Origin of the sequence: Microcystis sp. BLCC-F209, assembly GCF_041928595.1 — a bacterium.
GTDB lineage: Bacteria > Cyanobacteriota > Cyanobacteriia > Cyanobacteriales > Microcystaceae > Microcystis.
The window spans coordinates 1-9808 of sequence record NZ_JBHFLL010000237.1; the positions used below are offsets into that span (position 1 = coordinate 1).

A 9808-nucleotide genomic window follows, 5' to 3' on the forward strand; every position below is an offset into this window, starting at 1 on the left:
TCTTAGGTTTGGTGGGCAAAATGTATTCTAAGATACATTCTTCCTAGCGAGCGAGTGGAAGGAACCACAAAGACACAAAGGACACAAAGATTGATCGATCCTATATAAGTTAAACTTATCACACAGAACCTAGAAGAGCCAGTTATTCAATATTGCACTTGCTGGAGGCGGTACTGTAGCGACTTTAGGAGGGATGGCAACAGCTAGTGCTGCCGACTTTTCAACTGTTCTGGAATGGTCATGGACATCAAGTACGACCCTGCCAGATTACCTAAACATCATGAATACCTATCACATCACCAACGTGCTGCCTGACAGAACCATACCAACTGAAGAAAGTCCTAACTGGCTCGCTACCAGTCCCCATCTCAATAACTTCCGCCTGAATCAGTATGGTCCGGGTGAGGGACCTATGTCAGTCCCCGAACCATCCTCTATCCTCAGCCTCCTCGCCCTCGGCACAATCGGCGCAACTTTTACCCTCAAACGCAAACTGAAGCCCTCCAATGACGGCGATCGCTACCTAAATAGGGTTGGCTGAATCATGGTAATCCTAGTTATCTGTAGCCAACTTTTACTGTTAATTGAGATAAAATGGCAGCAGTATCTACTCCAGGCTAAGATTAACTGGCTAATCAGGATGTGAGTAAAACTCCCCTAGCTAGGATTGATTAGCTGCGCTCGCTCTCTTTTCAGTAAGGCACTAGCCAGAAAAATGCCCAGTATTGCCAATACAGCCATAGCATAAAAAGCATAAGTGTAAGTACCGAACCAATCGCGAATTCTACCAGTTACTAAAGTGCCGATCAAAGCGCCGACACCGTAGGCAGTAAAAACAAGACCGTAATTTTGGGCGTAGTGGTCAGGATTAAAGAAGTGGAGAGTGGTAGCGGGAGCTAGGGCTAACCATCCCCCTAAACAAAACCAAAATAGACAAAAAGCCACTAGATAGCTAGTAACCGCCCCTTTTTCGGCCTTGACCATCAACAGGCAACCGATCAAAATGAGTGTATAGGCTCCGATCGCTAGATAATGGGGTTTCCAGCGATCGCTTAACCAACCGAACAAAGGACGACTAATACCATTAAACAAAGCAAATAAAGCCACACTACTAGCGGCTAACCCCGGCTCAATCTGGATAATTTCCTCGGCGACGGGACTAGAAATACCGATAGCACTCAAGCCAATTAAAGCACCAATGGCATAGCAAAGCCATAAGCCATAAAATGAGCGACTTTTCAGCATATTCACCGGATAATTGGCCTGAAAGTCCGATGTTCGATTAGCTAAATTGGCGGGAGGTTGCCAGTCCTGGGGGGGTAATTTCAGGGTGAGGGCAATTATCACAATAATTATTGTAAAGATAATCCCCAAAAATCTTAAACTTGGTCTAACGCTATATTCATTGATCAATCGATTGGCTAAAGGTGCGGTAATCAGGGGAGAAAGGCCAAATCCGATAATGGTTAAACCCACCGCTAAACCTTTTTTGTCGGGAAACCAGCGCGCCACCACTGCCATAGGAACACCGTAAGCGATGCCGACTCCCGTGCCAGCAATGACTCCGTAGGTCAGAATAATTGTCTGGATCTGAGCGGCAAAACTAGCGAGAATATAGCCCAAACCGACGATAATTCCGCCGATAGCGGTCATCCGGCGAGTACCTACCCGGGGGATATAAAAACCGGCAATCGGCATAGAAGCGGCATAAAATACTAGGGCGACAGTGTAGGGTAATAGGCTTTCCGTGGCACTGAGATTTAATTCTGTTTCTAGGGGTTTTCTAAAGATACTCCAAGAGTACACCGTCCCTAAACAGAGTAAAACGCCCATTCCTAGAGGTATTAATAACCATCTACCTTTGGCTGCGGGTAATCCCAAAACTGTCAACTCGGAATCATAATTACTGGTAGTCATAGATCGCCGTAACTCTTTCTAGACTTGCTGACCAGTATTCTAGATGAGGTCATGGCTAATGGGCCAAATTTTCCAGAAAATTTTCCGATTAAAATGAGGGGTGAAATAATTCACCCCCGTAAAAGTGTCCTTCCATCTATAGCTGAGGGACTGCTGAGGACTTTTAACTAAACTGCCGCGAAGTAAACTTTTGACTTCACAGGATCGGGAACCATGGTAGCATCGCCTTCTTGCCAACCGGCGGGACAAACTTCATCCGGATGGGATTGGACGTATTGAATCGCTTTCAGAGTGCGGAGGGTTTCATCGACACTGCGACCGAAGGAAAGATTATTAATAGTAGCGTGTTGGATAACACCTTCTTTATCGATGATAAAGAGACCGCGCAGGGATACCCCCGCATCTGGGTCAAGAACATTGTAAGCGGTGCTGATTTCTTTTTTTAGATCCGACACCAAAGGATAGGCCACATCACCGACACCGCCGGATTTTCTCTCGGTTTGAATCCATGCTAGGTGAGCAAATTCGCTATCGACGGACACCCCTAAAATCTCGGTGTTGATACTGCTAAATTCGCTAACTCGATCGCTGAAAGCGGTAATTTCCGTGGGGCAAACAAAGGTAAAATCGAGGGGATAGAAGAATAAAACGACGTATTTACCCCGATAATCCGACAATTTGATGGTTTTGAACTCTTGATCGAAAACGGCGGTCGCGGTGAAATCCGGCGCCGCTTGTCCGACTCTTAAGCAACCTTCGGCGGTCATACTTTTAATCTCCTTAATCTAGTTTCTGGGAAAATGCAACTATTTTTACATTCCTTAACAAATATATCATAGTCATAACGATTTTGAGTAGTTGGCCGTTAGTTGGGTGTTGGGAAGGTTGTAAGCTCTACTGAATTTAAACTGCGTAGGGGAAATTTTAGTACAAATGCTCGGACTGCCTATGGCTTTTCTGGGACTTTCGGAAATCCCTGACCGAATCTAGATTCTGGAACCCTTGCTTGACAAGCGAACGCTAACTTTTTTGCTAATAAAAACTCAAATTTCGGGTTTCTGTTAGTTAGCACTCGCTTGAAGGCTTACCCCATAAGAGAGCCAGAGTTGAGAGACTGTAAGATTTTTGCCAGAGTTCCAGAAGAGCGATAAGGAGTTTAACCGGCCTCGATAGGATAGCGTCCCTATTCCGGCGGTTGGGTTACAATGTCAGGTAGTGATTTTATTGTAGTGGTGATAGCTCAAACCTTGCCAACGTGATTCTCGATTAACTTGCCCTCCATATATCCCTCGATACCTCTAGATTTCTAGGGGGATTTTTGATTAGATAGCAAATAGTTGTAAAAATTCTTTGAGTTCATTTAATACCTCATGCTCAAAGTTCCAAATGTCTTTTTTGGTTAAAGCATGGGATAAATTACAATATTTCTTAGCCGCTCTTTTTTCATTCTGTGATGGTGTATCTTCCCTGATATAGTTTTGAATCCACAATTTATCAATTTTTTTACGATTTATATCAATATTTTTTTGTGCAAGACAGGATCGCCAAGCTTCTACACAATCAGCATGGGGAGAATCTTGGGTTTTAATTTCTCTCAACACTGTCTCTAGTTCCCCCTGTTCATTAACATGAAGAAAATGACAACCTATTTGAGTATTCGTAGAAGCATTTAATTGAAATAGCTTTTGGGTATCATCTATCCTGACTGCTTCTCTAAAAACTCTTTGAATACATTGACTAACCAGAGCAAGTCTTTCTTCTCTGGTTTGTTCATCTAAATCTAAAACAATACCTATCTTTTGAATATCATCTTTAAGCAGGGTGTTATTAAGTCGTTTTAGTCGTTGTTCAAGGCTACGATAATTTTCTCGTTCTATTCCGTCTCACCTCTGATTCGATCATTATGCTTGAGCGCGTAATCTAAGATATCTAATTCACTTTTAATACCGATAATTTTATCAGTTCTGGGACTCCTTGCTAGTTCAAAATAGGCCCCATCTTCTGGATAATATTCTAACCCCACATCGGCAAAAGCTTGGATCATCTCTAAACTATGAGTTGTGGCAAAAATTTGGCTATCTAGTTCGATAGCTAATCGGAATAAAGTTTTCCAAAACTCTCTTTGATTAGTGTAATGTATACCGTTTTCAATTTCATCAATTAATAAAATAGAACTTTCCTTTAATTTCATTATTATCTGAACTAAGCGATTGATAGCATCTCCAAATAGTGATATTGGTAAACGATTTTCTCCTTTTCTAGTCAGATATAAACTAGGTGAACCAAGATAAAAACTCTCAACATTTTCAATACATGGATCGAGAATGCGAATAGAATTTAGCACTTCATTTTTTTTGCCTTGAAAAACAATAAGTTCATAATCTTCGACTAGATCGGCATTAATTTCTCCCATTGATGTTGTGATTATTGGCATATTCTTGACACTTTCTGAGCTATAGTCGAATGGTTTTATGTATTGTCCATTCAAGCTAATATTTAAATAATTTTTGGGTGTGGCAATTATAATAAATTCCTCACTCTTTTCTGAGAATTTATCGATTATATTAAATCGCAAAGTAGGTATTATACCTTTTGGAAAATACGATTCTCCTTCTATAAAATCCCATAACAAATCTAATCCACCAAATAACCCAAATATTTTGGTGCTTCTTGATAACTCTTCTGAAATGTTTTCAGAGAATATAATTCTATTTTCCGTTTCTTGTTTATTCTCGTTTTGGGTTTTAATCAACATTTCTTGCGGCTGATTTTGCCTAAAAAATAAATTTTCAAAAGTCTGTTTTGGTAATGCCTGATGAATTTTTATTGGTTCTCTTCTCAAGTATCTTAAAAATAAAATATTTTCAGGCTTGTCAGCAACAATTAAAGCCTCTAACAGGGCAGTTTTCCCTGAATTGTTTTTACCACCAATTAAATTAACTCGCTCAAAGCCTTCAATTTTGGTATGCTCAAAACATCTAAAATTACTAATTTCAATATCCTTAATCATGTTGACCTCCTGGCTGGATAAGCATAAATTTAGGGTTAGGAATGACCCTGGCAAGATGGGGATTTTTTTCCTTAATTCTAGACGAGAATCGCCTCAAACTCTCAAAACGGTGACTATCCCCGACGGAAACTGCCGCCCTAAGAGATAATAGAGACAGGGATTTATTTACATTTCTTCATCATGGCTAGAGACTTACGAGGATTTATTAAGCTTTTAGAAGAGCGTGGGCAATTACGCCGCATTAGTGCATCGGTCTCTGCCGATTTAGAAATTGCCGAGATCGCTAATCGGATGCTACAGGTGGGGGGACCGGCCCTACTGTTTGAAAACGTGCAAGGGGCCGAGTTTCCCGTCGCTATTAACCTGATGGGAACGGTAGAACGCATCTGTTGGGCGATGAACCTGAATAAACCCGAAGAATTGGAAGATTTAGGCAAAAAACTCGCCCTCTTGCAGCAACCGAAACCGCCGAAAAAACTCTCCCAAGCGATCGATTTTGGTAAAGTGTTGTTTGATGTCCTGAAAGCGAAACCCAACCGTAACTTTTTTCCTGCCTGTCAACAGGTGATTTTAGAAGGGGATGAAGTAGATTTAAAGAAAATCCCGATGATTCGCCCCTATTCTGGCGATGCAGGCCAGATTATCACCCTAGGGCTAGTAATTACTAAAGATTGCGAAACGGGAACCCCTAACGTCGGTGTCTATCGCTTACAGCTACAGTCTCACAATACCATGACCGTCCACTGGTTATCCGTGCGCGGTGGGGCGCGTCACCTGCGAAAAGCGGCACAAATGGGCAAAAAACTAGAAATAGCCATCGCTTTGGGGGTTGATCCTCTAATTATCATGGCCGCTGCCACTCCTATCCCCGTAGATCTCTCAGAATGGCTGTTTGCGGGATTGTACGGCGGTTCTGGGGTACAGTTAGCCAAGTGTAAAACCCTTGATTTGGAAGTGCCGGCCGACTCAGAAATCGTCCTCGAAGGAACAATTACCCCCGGAGAGGTATTGCCAGATGGACCCTTTGGTGATCACATGGGTTACTATGGCGGTGTGGAAGATTCACCCCTGATTCATTTCCACTGCATGACCCATCGTCGCGACCCCATTTATTTAACCACTTTTAGCGGTCGTCCTCCCAAGGAAGAGGCGATGATGGCGATCGCTCTTAATCGTATTTATACGCCGATTTTACGGCAACAGGTGTCGGAAATCAGGGATTTTTTCCTGCCGATGGAAGCTTTAAGCTATAAAGCGGCGATTATCTCCATTGATAAAGCCTATCCCGGACAAGCGCGACGAGCGGCCTTAGCTTTTTGGAGTGCCTTACCCCAGTTCACCTATACTAAATTTGTCATCGTCGTCGATAAGGAGATTAATATTCGCGACCCCCGGCAAGTGGTTTGGGCAATTAGTTCTAAAGTGGATCCGGTTCGCGATGTGTTTATTCTCCCGGAAACCCCCTTTGATAGCCTCGATTTTGCCAGCGAAAAGGTCGGTTTGGGGGGGAGAATGGGAATTGATGCCACCACTAAAATGTATCCTGAAACAGACCACGAGTGGGGGGAACCTTTGGAGTCGGATCCGGCCATGGCGGTCAAGGTTTCCCAACGCTGGTCAGAATACGGTTTAATCGATATTAATTTACAAGAAGTAGATGCCAATAAATTTGGCTACGAAATGTAGATTTAACCGACTAAATAGTCAATAGCAAAAATCGGGGTAGAAATATCTTCTAACCCGATATTAGTGATTAGTTTCTCGACTTAGTAAGCGTCCTGTAGTTCGTAGAATTCGGGAGAAACGTAATCTTTGCGTAGGGGCCAACCGACCCAATCTTCCGGCATTAAAATCCGTTTCAGGTTGGGATGTCCTTCATAAATAATGCCGAACATATCATAACTTTCTCGTTCTTGCCAGTCAGCGGCTTTCCAAATCCAGTAAACCGAGGGAACCCGGGGATTATCTCTGGGAAGAAAGACTTTTAAGCGCACTTCCACGGGACTATCGACATTATCGGTTACTTTGACCAGATGATAGAAACTAACTAATTCTTTCCCTGGTCCCAAATCGTAAGCACCCTGACATTGGAGATAATTAAAGCCATAAGCGTATAAAGCAGTGGCCAGAGGAATTAAAAAGTCTGCTTCTACTTTAATCAATTCCACACCACTATGGTCAGCTTCTAAAGCTTGATGATCAAAACCATTTTCGCTTAACCAAATCGAAGTGGGGCCAGCTTGCACAATAGCTGTGGTTTCTTCAGTCATTTAAATTTCTTCCTTTTGTTTCGTGGTCAAAAGAGCGGGGGGAACAGGCATACCGGTGGCTTCTAGTAACTCTTTCGGAGGTGCTTGACGGGTGGCCGATTGTAGATATTTACCCGTAAGAATCGGTTCCGTGGGCTGCATTTTGTGGGTGGTGCTGTAATAACGATTGGTTTGCTGGAGGACAGTCCCCCGTTCTTGAATAGATTCGTTAGCGACTTTTTTCCGCAGTTTAATAATCGCGTCGATAATCGCTTCCGGACGGGGGGGACAACCGGGTATATAGACATCCACGGGGATAAGTTTATCTACCCCTCTAACTGCGGTGGTGGAGTCACTGCTGAACATTCCCCCCGTAATCGTACAGGCACCCATGGCGATAACGTATTTAGGTTCCGGCATTTCTTCATACAGACGCACCAAAGCGGGGGCCATTTTCATGGTGATTGTACCGGCAGTGATGATTAAATCGGCTTGCCGGGGACTAGAACGGGGAACTAAACCAAAGCGATCGAAATCAAAACGGGAACCAATCAAGGCCGCGAACTCGATAAAACAGCAAGCTGTACCGTAGAGCATCGGCCAAAGACTTGACAAACGCGCCCAGTTATACAGGTCATCAACGGTAGTCAGGATGACATTTTCCGATAAATCCTGGGTAACTTTCGTACGTTCGATGGGATTGAGGATTTTTTCGCTTTGTTGTGCGATAATTTGCTTAAATTCGCTGGTAGGGTTGGGACTCATCGGGTTATCCTCTCATGAAAAGTCAAAAATAAGGAAAATTATGGCCATTATGACCATTCTAAGGCTCCTTTTCGCCAAGCATAGACGAGAGCAACCACAAGGATAGCAATAAAGATCAGTGCTTCTACAAAAGCTAATAGGCCCAATTGATTGAAAGCTACCGCCCAAGGGTAGAGAAAGACGGTTTCCACGTCAAAAACCACGAAAACAAGGGCAAACATATAATAACGAATGTTAAACTGAATCCAAGCACCGCCGATCGGTTCCATCCCCGATTCATAGGTGGTGCGTCTTTCTGGACCGCCACCACTAGGCCGCAGGACTTTGGAGGCAGTTAGGGATAGGATTGGTACTAAACTGCAAGCGAGCAGAAATCCTAGAAAATACTCGTAACCTTTGAGGACAAACACTGGGTTTTTTTTCTCCTTATTCGCTATCGACAGGGGAAGTTGTCGGCATCTCTATGGCTACTTATTATAGAGGCTTTAGCAACCCGTCTCCTTCTCAAAAGCAGCATTGAAGATGTTTATCGATACCATTAGCTAATCATTGGGTTGAGCTTTGCTTCTGTTCCTGCTTTGCTCTTGCTCTGACGGGGTGACAAAGAATTGGCCGTAATCAGCTATTGACTATCCAGATTACCCGTTAAGATGGCACGGGAGCGCCGGAGTTACCAGTCCGAGCATTTGTACTAAAATTTCCCCCAGGCAGTTTCAATGATGAGAAATGCTGTCAGACCTACTATAGTTTGTTAATGCACCAGAAAAGAAAAGCGATCGCTTAAGACAATAGATCATTAAGTACCTAAGCAAAATTAATTACACATCTAAGCCACTACTCCGTCAGACTTCTGGTGTGAGGAAACAGTGAACTGAAAACTCAAATCCGATCCCTAATAGCTGTCTCCCGTCTCCTGTCTCCTGTCTCCTGTCTCGACTAGGAAATTAATTTGGCACGACTACTTATTTGAGTTTATTTAAAAAAAGTCAAATTCGTTTTCATCCTTTAACTACCAGCAGAGAATACAGTGGTTATCAGGGAAGAGCTTCCATACCCTAGTAATAGTTATACACCGAAAAAAAACCGAAAAATGGAAAAATAACAGACTCAGAAAATGAGTATAACAAGGCTTTAGTCAAAGAGATAATTATAAAAATCAAACGCTATCAACTTCTTCAAGAAAAACAAGATAATTTTATAAAAATTGCTCGATGTTTTCGAGCATTTAATATTCTAATATTTGGAGCAGTTGCCAGAGGATAAGACAGCAATAACAGTGATATTGACTTTTTAGTAGAAATGGAACAAGGGCGCAACTCATTAGATAGAATTGGTTTAATTCAAGACTTAGAAGATTATTTAGGCTGTAAGGTTGATGTAGATGCTATTAACATTTTGCGAGATTATTTTCGGGAAAGAATCATGAAAGAGGTGATTCCTTTATGAAGGATGACTTAATTTATTTAGGTGATATTTTAGATAGAATTGAACCAATCGAATCTTATACACAGGAGGGAAAAGACAGATTCTATCAATCTTTATTAATTCAAGATGCTGTGATTCGCTGTTTTGAAGTCATTGGAGAAGCTGTTAAACAACGCTCTCCTGAGATTAGAAAAAAATATCCTGAAATTACTTGGCGTAAAATTGCAGGGTTTTGAGAAAAATAGCAGCGGTTGCCCCCTAGTTCTATAATCAGATCACGGCTAATTTGATTGGCTATAGTCCCTATTCATGTCTATCTCCCCACCCCGTTCCGGTTACACTTTACCAGTTTTTGCCTGTGCCAGTGCGATCGCATCTCTCCAGCATCTCCACGGCGAAAATGAGCTAAATTCCGTTACTTTTAATCTTTTAGAACCGCCAG

Annotated in this window: 11 protein-coding genes and 2 pseudogenes; 6 read left to right on the forward strand and 7 right to left on the reverse strand. The window is 42.5% G+C overall.

Annotation, left to right across the window (positions count from 1 at the left end; genetic code table 11):
• Positions 1–193: 193 nt before the first annotated feature.
• Complete coding sequence (locus tag ACE1AQ_RS15130) at positions 194–541, forward strand: PEP-CTERM sorting domain-containing protein (RefSeq protein WP_081504698.1); 348 nt, start codon at positions 194–196, stop codon at positions 539–541.
• A 116-nt stretch (positions 542–657) separates the two neighbouring features.
• Here ACE1AQ_RS15130 and ACE1AQ_RS15135 read toward each other — a convergent pair whose 3' ends face one another.
• From ACE1AQ_RS15135 to ACE1AQ_RS15150, 4 genes are all read right to left on the reverse strand, one after another.
• Positions 658–1917 carry an OFA family MFS transporter gene (locus ACE1AQ_RS15135; RefSeq protein ID WP_106909213.1) on the reverse strand — a complete coding sequence of 420 codons (1260 nt, stop codon included), beginning with the start codon at positions 1915–1917 and terminating at the stop codon, positions 658–660.
• Positions 1918–2084: 167 nt separating this feature from the next.
• Complete coding sequence (locus tag ACE1AQ_RS15140; RefSeq protein WP_002752469.1) at positions 2085–2684, reverse strand: peroxiredoxin; 600 nt, start codon at positions 2682–2684, stop codon at positions 2085–2087.
• 555 nt (positions 2685–3239) lie between these two features.
• A complete protein-coding gene (locus ACE1AQ_RS15145) occupies positions 3240–3794 on the reverse strand; it encodes a DUF3226 domain-containing protein (protein WP_371413451.1) in 555 nt (184 codons plus the stop codon).
• Positions 3791–4927 (reverse strand): ATP/GTP-binding protein, encoded by a 1137-nt coding sequence (locus ACE1AQ_RS15150; protein WP_110543076.1) that lies wholly within the window; start codon positions 4925–4927, stop codon positions 3791–3793. Before ACE1AQ_RS15150 ends, ACE1AQ_RS15145 begins: the two co-directional genes overlap by 4 nt.
• A gap of 180 nt (positions 4928–5107) precedes the next feature.
• On the opposite strand from ACE1AQ_RS15150, the gene ACE1AQ_RS15155 reads away from it, so the two are divergent.
• On the forward strand, positions 5108–6613 hold the full coding sequence (locus ACE1AQ_RS15155) for a UbiD family decarboxylase (RefSeq protein ID WP_106909214.1): 1506 nt from the start codon (positions 5108–5110) through the stop codon (positions 6611–6613).
• A gap of 80 nt (positions 6614–6693) precedes the next feature.
• On the opposite strand, the gene ACE1AQ_RS15160 is transcribed toward ACE1AQ_RS15155, so the two are convergent.
• The 3 genes from ACE1AQ_RS15160 to ndhC are packed head-to-tail and all read right to left on the reverse strand — an operon-like array spanning position 6694 to position 8351.
• On the reverse strand, positions 6694–7197 hold the full coding sequence (locus ACE1AQ_RS15160) for an NAD(P)H-quinone oxidoreductase subunit J (RefSeq protein WP_008206156.1): 504 nt from the start codon (positions 7195–7197) through the stop codon (positions 6694–6696).
• Positions 7198–7941 carry a photosynthetic/respiratory NAD(P)H-quinone oxidoreductase subunit K gene (gene ndhK / locus ACE1AQ_RS15165; protein WP_008206153.1) on the reverse strand — a complete coding sequence of 248 codons (744 nt, stop codon included), beginning with the start codon at positions 7939–7941 and terminating at the stop codon, positions 7198–7200. It lies immediately after the preceding gene.
• Between the two features lie 47 nt (positions 7942–7988).
• Positions 7989–8351 carry a photosynthetic/respiratory NAD(P)H-quinone oxidoreductase subunit C gene (ndhC, locus tag ACE1AQ_RS15170; protein ID WP_002739390.1) on the reverse strand — a complete coding sequence of 121 codons (363 nt, stop codon included), beginning with the start codon at positions 8349–8351 and terminating at the stop codon, positions 7989–7991.
• 559 nt (positions 8352–8910) lie between these two features.
• Between ndhC and ACE1AQ_RS15175 the strand changes: the two are divergent.
• From ACE1AQ_RS15175 to ACE1AQ_RS15190, 4 genes and pseudogenes are all read left to right on the forward strand, one after another.
• Positions 8911–9135: pseudogene (locus tag ACE1AQ_RS15175) on the forward strand (IS5/IS1182 family transposase); the annotation flags it as partial.
• 87 nt (positions 9136–9222) lie between these two features.
• Positions 9223–9387 (forward strand): nucleotidyltransferase family protein, encoded by a 165-nt coding sequence (locus tag ACE1AQ_RS15180; RefSeq protein ID WP_369751921.1) that lies wholly within the window; start codon positions 9223–9225, stop codon positions 9385–9387.
• Entirely contained in the window at positions 9384–9602 is a 219-nt protein-coding gene (locus ACE1AQ_RS15185) for a DUF86 domain-containing protein (RefSeq protein WP_106909215.1), read from the forward strand. Before ACE1AQ_RS15180 ends, ACE1AQ_RS15185 begins: the two co-directional genes overlap by 4 nt.
• A 73-nt stretch (positions 9603–9675) precedes the next feature.
• Positions 9676–9808: pseudogene (locus ACE1AQ_RS15190) on the forward strand (cobalt-precorrin-5B (C(1))-methyltransferase); the annotation flags it as partial.